This is a genomic window from Novosphingobium indicum, assembly GCF_014645195.1.
In the GTDB taxonomy this organism is placed as follows: domain Bacteria; phylum Pseudomonadota; class Alphaproteobacteria; order Sphingomonadales; family Sphingomonadaceae; genus Novosphingobium; species Novosphingobium indicum.
The window spans coordinates 22,689-36,132 of sequence record NZ_BMLK01000003.1; the positions used below are offsets into that span (position 1 = coordinate 22,689).

The window sequence follows — 13,444 nt, forward strand, 5'->3', positions numbered from 1 at the left end:
AGCCATCCTCAGGTCTTAATCAACAGTGTTGTTGACTTGATACCGAGTCGAAGGGGCTGCTAGCTTTGATTTGAATCAAGTCCACTCGCGCCAACGAAAATGGTCCGCGAAAAATGAACCCGTTTGCATCTATTGACAGCGATCAATGTTGCGGAGGCACACCTGAGAGAAAAGGTTGCTTGCCGGTCTTGCACCGCCGCCGATGTTTCGGCCTTGGTGTGAACCGCTTCTCCCCAACTTTCGGGCGGCCCCGCCTCGTGACGGGCCGCCCCATTTTTTTTGCTCGTCAGGTTTTCTGAAGGCGTCTAGTCGACCGCGCGGCTGATGCGCGCCTCGCGAAGAATCTCAAGCGCTTCCTTCACGACGTAAAGCGCGATCGCGCCGCCGACGACAAGGTCGAAATAGCGCAGGCTGGTGAGCAGAACGGCCAGGCCCGCCAGGATCACCGCTGCATTGGCGACGACATCCGCGCGGGTGAAGATCCATGCCGCCTTGAGGTGGACTTCATCGCGCCGTTGCCGGCTGAGCAGCCGGAGCACGTAGACGTTCACGGCCAGCGCGACCCCGGCAATGACGATCATCCAGCCGCCCTCCGGCTCGCCGCCCCAGAGCATCCGCCGCACCACGTCGACCAGCAGGCCGAGACCGACGAGCAGGAGCAGCGTTCCGCTCAGCGTCGCGGCATTGGACTTGAACCGTCCGCTGCGGCCGATGGAGGCGAGCGCAATGGCATAGGCGGTGGCGTCGGTGAGCATGTCCAGGCCATCGGCGACGAGTCCGGTCGAATGGGCAAACAGTCCCGCCGTCGTTTCCACAAAGAACATCGCGGCATTGAGCCAAAGCGCGATCCACAGCGTCCGCCGCTGCGCCTGTGTTTCGACCGCCGTTGGTCCGCATCCGCAATCCGACATGCGCGCGTTCTAGGCCATGGCCGGGGTCCTGCCAATTGCCGGACGCCGCGCGCTGCTACTTCTTGGTAGCGAACCAGATCACGTGCTTGGGCCCCTTGCCGTTGCTGCGCGAGGCGACCTTCACTTCGTCGACGCTGAAGTCGGCGCGTTCCAGCCGGCGGGTGAATGCCGGGTCGGGCCCCGCCGACCATATCGCCAGAACGCCGTCGGGCGTGAGCGCGCGCTTGGCGGCGCGCAGGCCGGTCTTGGAATAGAGGACGTTGTTATCCTCGCGCACCAGACCGTCGGGGCCATTGTCGACGTCGAGCAGGATGGCATCGTAGTCGCCCTGCGCTGCGTCGATGAAAGTCGCGACGTCGGCCATCACCAGCCGGACGCGCGGATCGTCGAGACAGCCGGCGGCAAGCTCCGCCATTGGCCCGCGCGCCCATTCGATGATCTCGGGCACGAGTTCGACGACAGTGACTTCGGCATTTTCGGGCAGCGCTTTGAGCGCCGCGCGCAGCGTGAAGCCCATGCCGTAGCCGCCGATCAGCATCGTCGGCCGCCTCGGCTTGCCGATCCGCTCGAGCGCCATCGTCGCCAGCGCCTCTTCCGAACCCCACTTGCGGGTGGACATCAGCTCGTTGTGGCCGAGCACGATCATGTAGTCCCTGTCGTGCTTGAACAGCTCGAGCTTCTCGCCCCCGGGGACCCAGGCCGTATCGATGAGTTCGCGTTTGATCATATGCGCGTTGCCTTCAATTCAAACTTGTCCTCGTCATTGCGAGCCCCAAAGGGGCGCGGCAATCTAGAGCTTAGTGGCGCCGCCCTGGATTGCTTCGCTGCGCTCGCAATGACGAAACGAGTGGTCAGCGCAGGTCCGGTGCAGTGGCTTCGTCGCTGAGCATGGCGATCGCTTCGTCGAGGCTCATCACCTTCTGGTGCTCGGCGCCCAGGGTGCGGATGGCGACAGTGCCTTCCTCGGCCTCGCGCTTGCCGACGACCAGCAGGTGCGGGATCTTCTTGAGCGAATGTTCGCGCACCTTGTAGTTGATCTTCTCGTTGCGCAGATCGGTCTCGACGCGCACGCCCGCCGCTTTCAGCTTCGCGGTCACGTCCTGCGCATAGCCGTCCGCATCGGAAACAATCGTCGCGACAACCGCCTGCACCGGGGCGAGCCACACCGGGAGCTTGCCGGCGAAGTGCTCGATCAGGATGCCGATGAACCGTTCGTAGGAGCCGAAGATCGCGCGGTGCAGCATGACCGGACGGTGCTTCTCGCCGTCCTCGCCGATGTAGCTGGCATCGAGCCGCTCGGGCAGCATGCGGTCGGATTGGATCGTGCCGACCTGCCAGGTGCGGCCGATCGCATCGGTGAGGTGCCATTCCAGCTTGGGCGCATAGAAGGCGCCTTCGCCGGGCAGTTCCTCCCAGCCGTATTCGTCGGAGGCGAGGCCGGCGCGCTCCACGGCATCGCGCAGTTCCTGCTCGGCCTTGTCCCACAGCTCGTCGCTGCCGATGCGGTTGTCGGGGCGCAGCGCCAGCTTGATCGAATAGCTGAAGCCGAAGTCCTTGTAGACGCGGTTCGCCAGTTCGCAGAAGGCCTGGACCTCGTCGACGATCTGGTCTTCGCGGCAGAAGATATGCGCGTCGTCCTGCGTGAACTGGCGCACGCGCATGAGGCCGTGCAGCGCGCCGTGCGGCTCGTTGCGGTGGCAGCAGCCGTTCTCGTAGAGGCGCAGCGGCAGTTCGCGGTAGGACTTGATGCCCTGGCGGAAGATCAGCACGTGCGCCGGGCAGTTCATCGGCTTCAATGCCATCCAGTCGGCATCGTCCGAAACCAGCGGGCCTTCGTCCTCGGTATTCGGCACTTCGTCGGGGATGACGAACATGTTCTCGCGGTACTTGCCCCAGTGGCCCGACTGCTCCCACTGGCGCGCGTCCATGACCTGCGGGGTCTTCACCTCGCGGTAGCCGGCGCCGTCGATGGCGCGGCGCATGTAGGTTTCCAGCTCGCGCCAGATCACATAGCCCTTGGGGTGCCAGAACACCGAACCGTGCGCTTCGGGCTGGAGGTGGAACAGGTCCATCTCGCCCGCCAGCTTGCGGTGGTCGCGCTTGGCGGCTTCCTCGAGGCGCGTGAGGTGCGCGTTGAGCTGCTTCTTGTTGAGCCAGCCGGTGCCGTAGATGCGCGTGAGCTGTGCGTTCTTCTGGTCGCCGCGCCAGTAGGCACCCGCGACGCGCATAAGCTTGAAGGCCTGCGGATCGAGCTTGCCGGTGCTGGGCAGGTGCGGGCCGCGGCACATGTCGAGCCAGTCCTCGCCCGACCAGTATACCGTCAGGTCCTCGTCACCGGGCAGTTCGGCGGCCCATTCGGCCTTGAACTGCTCGCCGTCCGCCTTCCACTTGGCGATCAGGTCCTCGCGGGTCCAGACTTCGCGCCGCAGCGGCTTGTCGGCCTTGATGATCTCGCGCATCTTTTCCTCGATGGCGGGAAGATCGTCCATGCCGAAAGGCTCGCGCGAGGCGGGGGCCATCACGTCGTAGTAGAACCCGTCGTCAGTCGCCGGGCCGAAGGTGATCTGCGTGCCGGGCCAGAGCGCCTGCACCGCTTCGGCGAGCACGTGGGCAAAGTCGTGGCGGGCGAGTTCGAGCGCTTCTTCCTCGTCGCGCCCGGTGACCAGCGCCAGTTCGGCATCGCCCGTGAAGGGCCGGCTGAGATCGACCATCTCGCCATCGACTTTCGCGGCAAGCGCGGCCTTGGCGAGGCCGGGGCCGATCGCGGCGGCGACATCCGCCGGGGTCGAGCCTTCGGGCATTTCGCGAACCGAACCGTCGGGCAGGCTGATCTTGAACATCTCGGACATCGAAACTCGTCTTTCCGTTTCTGGCAATCGGGCCGTTTCAAGCCTTATTGGACCTTGGGCGGGCCATGGCACAGGCGCGCGCGCGGGTGAAGCTTCGGCGTCAGCTAATTTTGTCCGTTCGGGAGGTGACGCCAGCCGCCCGAACCCCGGGCGACGGTGGCTGCGCGTTCAGGCCGCGACCAACCGTGCCCGGGCGTGCCGGGTAGTGGTGGTGGTAGTCGTGGTGCGCTGCTGCGTCATGCGGTCGATTTAGCGACGGCTCGCGGAAATGTCATCCGCTATCGCTTTTGTGGCAAGGGTACGTGACGTAATGTAAGGTATGTTTGACACAAACCGATAAATTATGGCAAGCGACCTTTACACAAAATGAAGGGAGCTTTTCATCATGTCACGCACCACCGCCATTCTCTGGGCGCTGGCCGTTCTTGCCGTAGCGCTGCTCAATGTTCTTGAAGTCCTGCCTGACTGGGCAACTTTTGCCGCAATTTTTTCGCTGCCGGCCATGGCTGCGGTTCGCGTTCGCAAGGGCCGCTGCTGAAAATGGGCATGGGTCTGAAAGGCGGTGCGGTTCAGCGTCGGTACTTTTGCCGGTTGTTCGGTAGCGGGGGGCTCTATCTTGCAGCCACCTTCGCGGCGAACCGTCTGCTAGACAGGGATGCGCCGCTGAGTGTCGCCAATGTGGCAATTGCCCTGCTGCCCGGCCTTGCGGTGCTGGGAATGATCTGGGCGATTGCCCGGCTCTACATAGAGATACAGGATGAGTACCTGCGCATGCTCGAAGTGCGCAAGGCCATGTTCGCCACGGCGCTTACGCTGGCGATCTGCAGTGTCTGGGGCATCCTCGAGATGTTTACCACGGTGCCGGAACTGCCGCTTTTCTGGGTTTTTCCGATCTGGTGTTTCGGCCTTGGTTTTGGCGGGCTGTGGAACAAGCTGACACTCGGCGATGCGGGGTGTGCGTGAAAAACCGGCTTCGCGTGCTGCGTGCCGAGCGCGGGTGGAGCCAGCAGGATCTGGCGACCCGGCTCGAGGTTTCGCGTCAGAGCGTCAACGCCGTGGAGACGGGCAAATACGACCCCTCTCTGCCTCTCGCCTTCCGGATCGCCGCGTTGTTCGGTATGGCGATCGAAGACATCTTCCTGTGGGAGGAATCGCAATGAACGGGCCCAAGCGCCGCCTCGATATCGCCGGAAAGCCGCTCGCCGTGTGGATCGCGGGTATTTGCGGACTGGCCGCCGTGCTCGGAGTGGCCCATCTGCTGCAGGATGTGGAGCCGCAGCCGCAGCAGGTTGAGGTCACGCAGTCCCCTTCGGGCAGCATCCACGTTTTCGTGAAGTCGACCGTCCCGCTTCTCAACTGATCTGCCGGGCCCTCGCGTATTCGTGCTCACAGCCAGCCAGGTCCGCCCGCACGAGTGCGGTGAGAAGGGCCGGGAGATCGGACGGGCCGACCAGATCGGCAAGCTCTTCGGCATCGTCTCCCAAGCCGATTTCGCGTGCGACGTCGAGCGCCTTCCGATCGGCAAAGGGCTGCCATTCATCCCAGACCGCTTGCGCCTCGCGCGCGAAGATCTCGGCGCCGAGCGGGCCGATGCCATTGAACTCCTGCAGCAGATCGAAGATGCGGGCGCCATCGCCGTCGGCTGCCTCGCGCAGCTTGCGCAAGTCGCCACGGTATCGTTCCTTGAGCAGCGCGCTGGTCTTTGCAAGCTTGGTCGATGTGCTTTCGTCGAAGCGGGCATAGCCGTGTTCGTTCAGCACTTTCACGCGCTCTTCCCAGCTTGCGTCGCACATGTGGTCGACCGTGGTCAGCCCCGCCTCGTTGAGTGCGCGTGCCGCCTCGATGGCCTGCCGTGCGCTGATCCTGGCGCTGAACAGCAGGCAGGCGACCAGCCACTGAAACAGCGGCATCGGTTCGTTGCGATGCAGGGCGATGCCGATCTCCTCGGCATACGTAGTGCCATGGTCGGCGATCAGGCGCCGGGCGCGGTCCTTTTTCGAAGCCATGCATCGGGAACGTGCCGGGGGCATTCGCGTTCCCGGCGACGATCAGCCGGCGCGGTCCGCGCGGCGATTCAGCAGGTGGACGAAAAGCCAACCGGCGGTGATGCACACGAAGGGCATGACCGGATAGTGAAAGCGCGACTGACCGGAAAAGACCACGCAGATCAGTGTCGGATAGAGCGCGATGCCATAGGGCAGGAGCCACCAGCCGATCCAGCGCTGCCCGTCGCGGTGCCGCTTCATCAGCATAACGAAAAAAGCGGCGGCGAAGGCCAGCATCAGCACGGCGTAATAGGCCTGGTTGGCGTAGCGCATGGCGCGGTACACCGCTTCGAAGCGCTCATAGCCCGGCGCGCCGCCCTGGTAGGCCCATTCGGCCTCGCCATCCGGCAGCCACAGGCGCATCAGCTTTTTCGGGGCGAGCGCGAGGAACTTGCCGGGATTCTGCTCGATCCATTCGAGGCCGAGCCGCTTGGCTTCGGCGTCGCGGCTGACTTCATCGAGGCCGGGGCGAGCCATCAGGTGCTTCACCACCAGCGCATCCGGGGTGTAATCGCCGGTCGCGGTGTCGTGGTTGCCGGTCAGCAGTGTGTAGCCGCCGTTGGTCGAGATCAGCACCCAGTGATCGAGCTGCGCGTGGTTGCGGACGCTCCACGGCAGCACGGTCAGAATGGCGACGCCCAGCACCAGCAGCCCTTCGCCGAACAGGCGCGGAAAACGCTGCCAGATGTTCCGCTGGCGCAGCCATTCGATGGCGAAGAGCAGCGGGATCACCACCACGGTCTGCGCTTTCACCAGCGTGGCGAAGCCGAAGATCAGCCCGGCACCGACCAGTTGCCAGCGGTTGGTGCGCGTGACGATGGCCCAGCACCCGGCCATCAGCAGCATCGTGTAGAACACTTCGGTGAGCGCCAGCGGCACGTAACCGATGGCGTTGGGATAGATCGCCAGCAGCAGCAGGCCGGCACGCGCCGCTGCTTCCGATCCGAACAGCCGGCGCCCCAGCGCCAGCGTCAGCCCCCCGATCAGCATCGCGCTCACGAGATTGAACAGGCCTAGGACGACGGTCGAGGCGCCGAACTGCGAGAACACCAGCGACAGCGCGATCGGCCAGCCCGGAGGCCAGAACGCGGTCGGCGCGCCGGTATTGTCGAGATAGCCGTTACCCGCGGCGAGGCTGACGGCGCGGATGTAGTACCATTCCGCATCCGACGTCGGCGCGACGTCGATCATCAGGACGGCGACGCGCAGGGCGAAATAGAGCGCCCAGATCGCCAGCAGCACAGAGCGTTCGGTTCCGAACCATTCGAGTCGCTGCGCAAGCGGCGAGGGCGGAGTGGGGAAGCGGATGACCTGAGCGCTCATGATCGGCTTCCTGTAGCCGCCGCTGTTTAAGATCGCATTATCTTTGTGAAAGGCTTCGTGCCGTGCCCATGCCGGGTTGTCCTTGCCGCTCGCGGTCCCCACTATCGCGGCCATGACCCAGACACGCATTCACGCCATGCCCGACGGGCGAGAGATCGCTTACCGTTTCACGCCCGGCCAGGGCCCCGCGCTCGTGTTCCTGCCCGGCTACATGTCAGACATGGCCGGCGGCAAGGCGACGGCGGTGTTCGAGATGGCGCAGGCCACGGGCGTCGCCTGCCTGCTGCTCGACTATTCCGGATGCGGCCAAAGCGGCGGCGACTTCGCAGACGGCAGCCTGACGCGCTGGAAGGAAGAAATCCTCGCGCTGATCGAGGCGCTGAGCATCAAGGGCGCCGTGCTGATCGGCTCGTCGATGGGCGGCTGGCTGATGCTGCTGGCAGGGCTTGCGCTGGGCGACAAGCTCAAGGGCCTGATCGGCATCGCGCCTGCGCCGGACTTCACCGAATGGGGCATCCCCCAGATGGACAAGGCGCTGCTGGCCGACGGCGAGACGATCTACGAGGACAACCCTTACGGCCCCGAACCGACGCCGACGCATCCCCTCTTCTGGGCGGACGGGCAGGCGAATCTGCTGCTCGAAGGCGAAATCGCGCTCGATTGTCCGGTGCGTCTGCTGCACGGTCAGCGCGATCCCGACGTGCCATGGGAGATTTCGCTGCAGCTGGCCGAGAAGCTCCGTTCAGCCGACGTGCAGGTCACGCTGATCAAGGACGGCGATCACCGCCTTTCCCGCGACTCCGACATAGCGCTGCTGTTGCGAACGGTAGCCGAGATGATCCTGCCTCGCGGTACGGCGGAAGCCTGACCGGAGTCGCTTCATGCCGCTTACATTCTTGCTTCCCTTGCTGCTGGCGCAGGCCGCGCCCTTCGACCTCGATAATCCCTACGCCTCCGCCCTGCCGCGCGAGATCGTCGAGAAGAAGGCTGACGCCGACCGCAAGCGGCGCGAGCAGGAAGCGATGGAAGTCGCATTGCCTTCCTCGCGCTCGGCGGTTGGGTGCCTGAACTCGGTCGACAAGGATCCGGAGCGGTCCGCGCAATTGGCGCGCGATGCCATGGCGGATGCCATCGGGCGCGAACGCGTGCGCGCCGGACTGTGCCTCGGAGTGGCCCTGAGCGATCTCGGCCGCTGGGATCAGGCGCGTGAGGCTTTCGTCACCGCGCGCGATGCGGCCGGGGAAGACGACCATGCCAGTCGTGCGCGCCTCGGAGCCATGGCGGGCAATGCCGCGCTTGCCGAGGGCGAACCGGGACAGGCGCTGGGCCTGCTGGCCCCTGCCGCGAACGAGGCCAAACAGGCCGGCGACACCGAACTCACCGCCTCGATCGCGCTCGACCGGGCCCGTGCCCTCGTGGCCGTGAAGCAGCCCGACGAAGCCGCTGCGGCTCTGGCGCAGGCCCGCGAGGCCGAGCCCGACAATGCGCAGGCCTGGCTGCTCTCGGCCACGCTCTCGCGCCGCCAGAACAAGTTGATCGAGGCGCAGGCACAGATCGAGAAAGCCGCGCAGCTTTCCCCGCGCGATCCTGAAATCGGGCTTGAGGCCGGGGTGATCGCGGTGCTCGCGGGCAATGATGGTGCGGCGCGTCACTCCTGGCGCTCGGTGCTGGAAATGGCGCCCGACAGCCCCGCGGCGACAACGGCCAAGCAGTATATCTCCCAACTCGGACCCGAAAGTACCGCGAAACCATGATTCCTCTCTCGGTCCTCGATCTCGTCACGGTGCGCGAAGGCGGTACTGTCGCCGACGCGCTGGCGATCACGACGCAGACCGCGCAGGTCGCCGAACGCGCCGGATACAAGCGCTACTGGGTGGCCGAACACCACGGCATGGACGGCATTGCCGGCGGCGCGACCTCGGTCGTGCTGGCCCATTTGGGCAATGCGACCAGCACGATCCGCATCGGCTCGGGCGGAATCATGCTGCCCAACCACAATCCTTACGTGATCGCCGAGCAGTTCGGCACGCTGGCCGCGCTGTTTCCCGGTCGCGTCGATCTCGGGCTGGGCCGGGCCGCCGGCGCGGACGGGCGGCTCGCCAATGCCCTGCGCAAGGACATTGTCGGCGCTGCAGACCACTTTCCGCAGGACGTGGTCGAACTGCAGGCGCGCTTTGCCGGGCAGGCGGTGGGCGGCGTCGCCTCGCCGCAGGCTTCGGGCGCGGACGTCGACATGTGGATTCTCGGATCGAGCCTGTTCGGCGCGCAGCTCGCCGCGATGCTCGGCCTGCCTTACGCCTTCGCCTCGCACTTCGCGCCCGCGCTGCTCGATCAGGCGGCCGCGATCTATCGCGAGAAGTTCAAGCCTTCCGAAGTCCTCGACCGGCCGCACTTCATGGCCGCGATCAACGTCCTGGCCGCCGATACCGACGAAGAGGCGTGGTATCAGGCCTCCTCCACCGACCAGAGCTTTGTCGCCCTGCGCCGCGGCACGCCCGGCAAGTTGAAGCCCCCGGTGCGCGGTTATCGCGAGACGCTTCCGCAGGCCGCGCGCGACATGCTCGGGCAGGTCCGTTCGGTCAGCGCGATCGGCACGTCGCAGACCGTGCGCACGGAAATCGAAGCCTTCGTCGAGCGCACGCAGGCGGACGAACTCGTCGTCAGCGTTGCCACTTTTGACCCGGCCGCCCAGCAGCGCTCGCTGGAATTGACCATGGACGCATTGGCCTGACAGTTTGATCCTGATCAGGGAAAGACAATTGTGCCGGGGGCATTGACCGCAAGCGAAAATTACTCGATCGGGAGCGGCCATGAGCAAAGCAGACGTCGTCATCGTGGGAGCAGGGCATGGCGGGGCGCAGTGCGCCATCGCGCTTCGCCAGAACGGCTTCGAAGGAACCATCACTGTCATCGGCCGCGAGCCGGAATATCCGTATGAGCGCCCGCCGCTCTCCAAGGAGTATTTCGCGCGCGGGAAGACGTTCGACCGGTTGTACATCCGCCCGCCGACGTTCTGGGCCGAGAAGGAAGTCGAGTTCAAGCTCGGCACCGAAGTCACCAAGGTCGATCCCAAGGCGCATGAACTCACGCTCTCAGATGGCGAGACCTTCGGCTACGGCAAGCTGATCTGGGCCACCGGCGGCGATCCCCGCCGCCTGTCGTGCTCGGGCGCGGATCTGGCCGGTGTCCATGCCGTGCGTACCCGCGAGGATTGCGACACGCTCATGGCGGAAGTCGACGACGGCACGAAGAACATCGTCGTTGTCGGCGGTGGCTACATCGGCCTCGAGGCAGCAGCGGTGCTGTCGAAGATGGGTCTCAACGTCACCCTGCTCGAAGCGCTGCCGCGCGTGCTGGCCCGTGTCGCGGGCGAAGAGCTTTCCGAGTTCTACCAGAAGGAACACCGCGACCACGGCGTCGATCTGCGCACCGAAGTCATGGTCGAATGCCTCGAGGGCGACGGACACAAGGTCACCGGCGTGAAGCTGGCGGGCGGGGAAGTGATCCCGGCCGAGGCAGTAATCGTCGGTATCGGCATCGTGCCCGCCGTGGGTCCGCTGATCTCGGCAGGCGCATCGGGCGCCAACGGTGTAGACGTGGATGAATACTGCCGCACCTCGCTGCCGGATATCTACGCCATCGGCGACTGCGCGGCCTTCGCCTGCGAATATGCCGGCGGCAACGTGATGCGCGTCGAATCGGTGCAGAACGCCAACGACATGGCGACATGCGTCGCCAAGGCGCTGTGCGGCGACGAGAAGCCCTACCATGCCTTCCCGTGGTTCTGGTCCAACCAGTACGACCTGCGGCTGCAGACGGCCGGCATCAACATGGGCTTCGACAAGACCGTGATTCGCGGCAACCCGGACGAGCGTGCTTTCTCGGTGGTCTATCTGAAGCAGGGCAAGGTCGTTGCGCTCGACTGCGTGAATGCCGTGAAGGACTACGTTCAGGGCCGCAAGCTGGTCGAAGCGGGCGCTTCGCCCGACCTCGGGAAGCTGGCGGACAAGGACGTGCCGCTGAAAGAGCTGCTCTAAGGCTTTACCATTCTCCCTGTTGGCAGGGCCTACAGGGAGGCTTTCCGGCTTTCCGTTCGCTCGACACGAACGGTGGGGAACAGTCAGTCCACTAGTTTGGCTGTAGCCCATGCGGCAGCTTCCGCCACGACCGGGTCTGCATCCTCCAGCAACGGATCGACTTGCTCCAGCAGAGCGCGTAGTCCGCTATTGCCCGCCGCATAGAGGCAGTTGCGCACGAAGCGGTTGCGGCCGATGCGCTTGATCGGGCTGCCTGAGAACAGCTTGCGAAAGCCCGCATCGTCGAGCGTGAGCAGGTCTGCCAGGGGCGGGGCGGTCAGCTCGGCGCGGGGCAGGAAAGCTTTCATGGTATGCGCGGTTTCGGCGAACTTGTTCCACGGGCACACCGCGAGACAGTCGTCGCAGCCGTAGATGCGGTTGCCCAGTCCCTCGCGCAGGTCCTCGGGCACCGGGCCCTTGTGCTCGATGGTGAGGTAGCTCACGCAGCGGCGGGCATCGAGCTTGTAGGGTTCGGGAAAGGCATCAGTCGGGCAGACGTCCTGACAGGCGCGGCATGATCCGCAGCGGTCGCGGCCCATATCAGAAACCGGCAGATCGAGCGTTGTGTAGATTTCGCCCAGAAACAGCCATGAGCCGTGATCGCGGCTTACCATGTTGGTGTGCTTGCCCTGCCAGCCGAGCCCGGCCGCGGCGCCCAGCGGCTTTTCCATGACCGGGGCGGTATCGGTAAAGACCTTGACCCCGGCCTCGCCAAGCCCGCGCTTCTCCGCCTCGGCGACGATCCAGCGCGCGAGGTGCTTGAGCGCCTTCTTCACGGTGTCGTGATAGTCCGCTCCTTGCGCGTAGATGGAAATGCGTCCGTGATCGGGCACGTCGGCAAGGTTCAGAGGATCGTGCGACGGTGCGTAGCTCATGCCCAGCGCAATCACGCTGCGCGCTTCACTCCAAAGCCCTTGCGGCGAGCGGCGATGATGGGCGCGCTCTTCCATCCAGCCCATCGTCCCGTGCATGCCGTCCTGCAGCCAGCTGTCCAGCCGGGCCTCGCGCTCCGCATCCCCTTCGGCCGAAGCCACGCCGAACGCGCAGAAGCCGAGTTCGCGCGCGCGGGCCTCGATATCCTGTGCGAAGGCGTTTAGCGTGGTCTTAACCGGACCTGCGCCACTAGTGCCGCGCGAGATAGGACTGGGGGACGTCATGAAGGCAGAAGTAGGAGATTGGCCGATGCACGGCAACGGATCAGCCTCTCCCCGCCCCCTGGCGATCGAGGCACGCGGGCTTATCAAGCGGTTCGACGGCTTCACCGCGGTCGACGGCGTCGACCTCTCCGTCCCCGAAGGCGCGGTTTACGGCATTCTCGGCCCCAACGGCGCGGGCAAGACGACGACACTGCGCATGCTGCTGGGCATTATCGATCCCGACGAGGGCTATCGCCGCGTGCTCGGCGCGGATCGCCCGCACGACGTGGCGCATACCATCGGCTATCTGCCCGAGGAGCGCGGGCTCTATCCGGCGATGAAGGCCGTCGATGCCATTGCTTTCGTCGGTGCGCTGCGCGGGCTCCCGCTCAAGGAAGGCCGCCGCCGCGGGCGCGAACTGCTGGAGCAGCACGGTCTCGGCTATGCCGCCGACCGCCAGATCCGCCAGCTTTCCAAGGGCATGGCGCAGCAGGTGCAGATCCTCGGCACGCTGGTGCACAAGCCGCGCCTGGTCGTGTTCGACGAGCCCTTTTCGGGTCTCGATGCCATCAACCAGGGCAAGCTCGAACGCATGATGCGCGGGCTCGCAGAGGACGGCACCACCGTGATTTTCTCCACCCACGTCATCGCCCATGCCGAGCGGCTGTGCGACGATGTGGCGATCATTGCGGGCGGCAAGGTCCCGTTCGCGGGGCCGGTCGATGTCGCGCGCGACCGCATTCCGGCGCAGGTCCGGCTCGAAACCCGTAGCGGCGACGGCCCGTGGCGCGCCGCGCTGCCCGCCGATCTGCGCCGCGACGGCAAGAGCGACGGCGGCGCGTTCTGGTACTTCCCGCTCCCCGAAACCGGCATCGAGCCGCTGCTGCGCGCGCTGATCGAAGGCGAGGCCGGGATTCTCTCACTCTCCATCGAACGCGCGGGGCTCCACGATGCGTTCGTCGCCATTGCCGGCGAGGCCGCGGCGCGCGCGCTGGAAGAGGAATCGCCCGAGGAGATGCGCCGATGACCTGTGACCCGAGGCCGATCCTTCGACAAGCTCAGGATGAGTGGGACAAGGATATGCCCGCACGCTTCTCCGATCGT

15 protein-coding genes are annotated in these 13,444 nt (G+C 65.4%); 9 read left to right on the forward strand and 6 right to left on the reverse strand.

Going from position 1 to position 13,444, the window contains the following annotated elements; all coding sequences use genetic code 11:
* Positions 1-305 precede the first annotated feature (305 nt).
* The 3 genes from IEX64_RS03400 to thrS all read right to left on the reverse strand — a co-directional run bounded on the left by IEX64_RS03400 (position 306) and on the right by thrS (position 3,760).
* The gene (locus tag IEX64_RS03400; protein WP_188818281.1) at positions 306-911 is read right to left on the reverse strand and encodes a cation diffusion facilitator family transporter; all 606 of its coding nucleotides are present in this window, start codon (positions 909-911) and stop codon (positions 306-308) included.
* A 55-nt stretch (positions 912-966) separates the two neighbouring features.
* Positions 967-1,638, reverse strand: a complete 672-nt coding sequence (locus IEX64_RS03405) for a spermine/spermidine synthase domain-containing protein (protein ID WP_188818282.1) — start codon at positions 1,636-1,638, stop codon at positions 967-969.
* Positions 1,639-1,762: 124 nt separating this feature from the next.
* Positions 1,763-3,760 (reverse strand): threonine--tRNA ligase, encoded by a 1,998-nt coding sequence (thrS, locus tag IEX64_RS03410; protein WP_188818283.1) that lies wholly within the window; start codon positions 3,758-3,760, stop codon positions 1,763-1,765.
* Between the two features lie 385 nt (positions 3,761-4,145).
* Between thrS and IEX64_RS03415 the strand changes: the two genes are divergently transcribed.
* The 4 genes from IEX64_RS03415 to IEX64_RS03430 are packed head-to-tail and all read left to right on the forward strand — an operon-like array spanning position 4,146 to position 5,120.
* Complete coding sequence (locus IEX64_RS03415; protein WP_188818284.1) at positions 4,146-4,298, forward strand: hypothetical protein; 153 nt, start codon at positions 4,146-4,148, stop codon at positions 4,296-4,298.
* An 8-nt stretch (positions 4,299-4,306) separates the two neighbouring features.
* Positions 4,307-4,723 carry a hypothetical protein gene (locus tag IEX64_RS03420; RefSeq protein ID WP_188818285.1) on the forward strand — a complete coding sequence of 139 codons (417 nt, stop codon included), beginning with the start codon at positions 4,307-4,309 and terminating at the stop codon, positions 4,721-4,723.
* Positions 4,720-4,920 (forward strand): helix-turn-helix transcriptional regulator, encoded by a 201-nt coding sequence (locus IEX64_RS03425; protein WP_188818286.1) that lies wholly within the window; start codon positions 4,720-4,722, stop codon positions 4,918-4,920. The genes IEX64_RS03420 and IEX64_RS03425 overlap by 4 nt, the downstream gene beginning before the upstream one ends.
* Positions 4,917-5,120: a hypothetical protein gene (locus IEX64_RS03430; protein ID WP_188818287.1), complete on the forward strand. Its 204-nt coding sequence runs from the start codon at positions 4,917-4,919 to the stop codon at positions 5,118-5,120. The genes IEX64_RS03425 and IEX64_RS03430 overlap by 4 nt, the downstream gene beginning before the upstream one ends.
* Here IEX64_RS03430 and IEX64_RS03435 read toward each other — a convergent pair.
* On the reverse strand, positions 5,113-5,766 hold the full coding sequence (locus tag IEX64_RS03435) for a hypothetical protein (RefSeq protein ID WP_188818288.1): 654 nt from the start codon (positions 5,764-5,766) through the stop codon (positions 5,113-5,115). The two genes, IEX64_RS03430 and IEX64_RS03435, sit on opposite strands and share 8 nt — an antisense overlap.
* A gap of 42 nt (positions 5,767-5,808) precedes the next feature.
* Complete coding sequence (locus IEX64_RS03440) at positions 5,809-7,128, reverse strand: ArnT family glycosyltransferase (protein ID WP_188818289.1); 1,320 nt, start codon at positions 7,126-7,128, stop codon at positions 5,809-5,811.
* Between the two features lie 112 nt (positions 7,129-7,240).
* Here IEX64_RS03440 and IEX64_RS03445 point away from each other — a divergent pair, with 112 nt between their 5' ends.
* The 4 genes from IEX64_RS03445 (at position 7,241) to IEX64_RS03460 (ending at position 11,165) form a co-directional block, all read left to right on the forward strand.
* Positions 7,241-7,996 (forward strand): alpha/beta hydrolase, encoded by a 756-nt coding sequence (locus IEX64_RS03445; protein ID WP_188818290.1) that lies wholly within the window; start codon positions 7,241-7,243, stop codon positions 7,994-7,996.
* Between the two features lie 13 nt (positions 7,997-8,009).
* Positions 8,010-8,882 carry a tetratricopeptide repeat protein gene (locus IEX64_RS03450; RefSeq protein WP_188818291.1) on the forward strand — a complete coding sequence of 291 codons (873 nt, stop codon included), beginning with the start codon at positions 8,010-8,012 and terminating at the stop codon, positions 8,880-8,882.
* Positions 8,879-9,859, forward strand: a complete 981-nt coding sequence (locus tag IEX64_RS03455) for an LLM class flavin-dependent oxidoreductase (RefSeq protein ID WP_188818292.1) — start codon at positions 8,879-8,881, stop codon at positions 9,857-9,859. Before IEX64_RS03450 ends, IEX64_RS03455 begins: the two co-directional genes overlap by 4 nt.
* A gap of 79 nt (positions 9,860-9,938) precedes the next feature.
* Positions 9,939-11,165 carry an NAD(P)/FAD-dependent oxidoreductase gene (locus IEX64_RS03460; protein WP_188818293.1) on the forward strand — a complete coding sequence of 409 codons (1,227 nt, stop codon included), beginning with the start codon at positions 9,939-9,941 and terminating at the stop codon, positions 11,163-11,165.
* 83 nt (positions 11,166-11,248) lie between these two features.
* On the opposite strand, the gene queG is transcribed toward IEX64_RS03460, so the two are convergent.
* Positions 11,249-12,361, reverse strand: coding sequence for a tRNA epoxyqueuosine(34) reductase QueG (gene queG, locus IEX64_RS03465; protein WP_188818294.1), 1,113 nt, complete (start codon positions 12,359-12,361; stop codon positions 11,249-11,251).
* On the opposite strand from queG, the gene IEX64_RS03470 reads away from it, so the two are divergent.
* Positions 12,360-13,367, forward strand: a complete 1,008-nt coding sequence (locus IEX64_RS03470) for an ABC transporter ATP-binding protein (RefSeq protein WP_188818295.1) — start codon at positions 12,360-12,362, stop codon at positions 13,365-13,367. The two genes, queG and IEX64_RS03470, sit on opposite strands and share 2 nt — an antisense overlap.
* Positions 13,368-13,444 lie beyond the last annotated feature (77 nt).

Bases quoted from the DNA above. Each gene is read 5' to 3' on its own strand.
- IEX64_RS03400 (WP_188818281.1), bottom strand. From the start codon at position 911: ATGTCGGATTGCGGATGCGGACCAACGGCGGTCGAAACACAGGCGCAG.
- IEX64_RS03405 (WP_188818282.1), bottom strand. From the start codon at position 1,638: ATGATCAAACGCGAACTCATCGATACGGCCTGGGTCCCCGGGGGCGAG.
- thrS (WP_188818283.1), bottom strand. From the start codon at position 3,760: ATGTCCGAGATGTTCAAGATCAGCCTGCCCGACGGTTCGGTTCGCGAA.
- IEX64_RS03415 (WP_188818284.1), top strand. From the start codon at position 4,146: ATGTCACGCACCACCGCCATTCTCTGGGCGCTGGCCGTTCTTGCCGTA.
- IEX64_RS03420 (WP_188818285.1), top strand. From the start codon at position 4,307: ATGGGTCTGAAAGGCGGTGCGGTTCAGCGTCGGTACTTTTGCCGGTTG.
- IEX64_RS03430 (WP_188818287.1), top strand. From the start codon at position 4,917: ATGAACGGGCCCAAGCGCCGCCTCGATATCGCCGGAAAGCCGCTCGCC.
- IEX64_RS03435 (WP_188818288.1), bottom strand. From the start codon at position 5,766: ATGGCTTCGAAAAAGGACCGCGCCCGGCGCCTGATCGCCGACCATGGC.
- IEX64_RS03440 (WP_188818289.1), bottom strand. From the start codon at position 7,128: ATGAGCGCTCAGGTCATCCGCTTCCCCACTCCGCCCTCGCCGCTTGCG.
- IEX64_RS03445 (WP_188818290.1), top strand. From the start codon at position 7,241: ATGACCCAGACACGCATTCACGCCATGCCCGACGGGCGAGAGATCGCT.
- IEX64_RS03450 (WP_188818291.1), top strand. From the start codon at position 8,010: ATGCCGCTTACATTCTTGCTTCCCTTGCTGCTGGCGCAGGCCGCGCCC.
- IEX64_RS03455 (WP_188818292.1), top strand. From the start codon at position 8,879: ATGATTCCTCTCTCGGTCCTCGATCTCGTCACGGTGCGCGAAGGCGGT.
- IEX64_RS03460 (WP_188818293.1), top strand. From the start codon at position 9,939: ATGAGCAAAGCAGACGTCGTCATCGTGGGAGCAGGGCATGGCGGGGCG.
- IEX64_RS03470 (WP_188818295.1), top strand. From the start codon at position 12,360: ATGAAGGCAGAAGTAGGAGATTGGCCGATGCACGGCAACGGATCAGCC.
- queG (WP_188818294.1), bottom strand. From the start codon at position 12,361: ATGACGTCCCCCAGTCCTATCTCGCGCGGCACTAGTGGCGCAGGTCCG.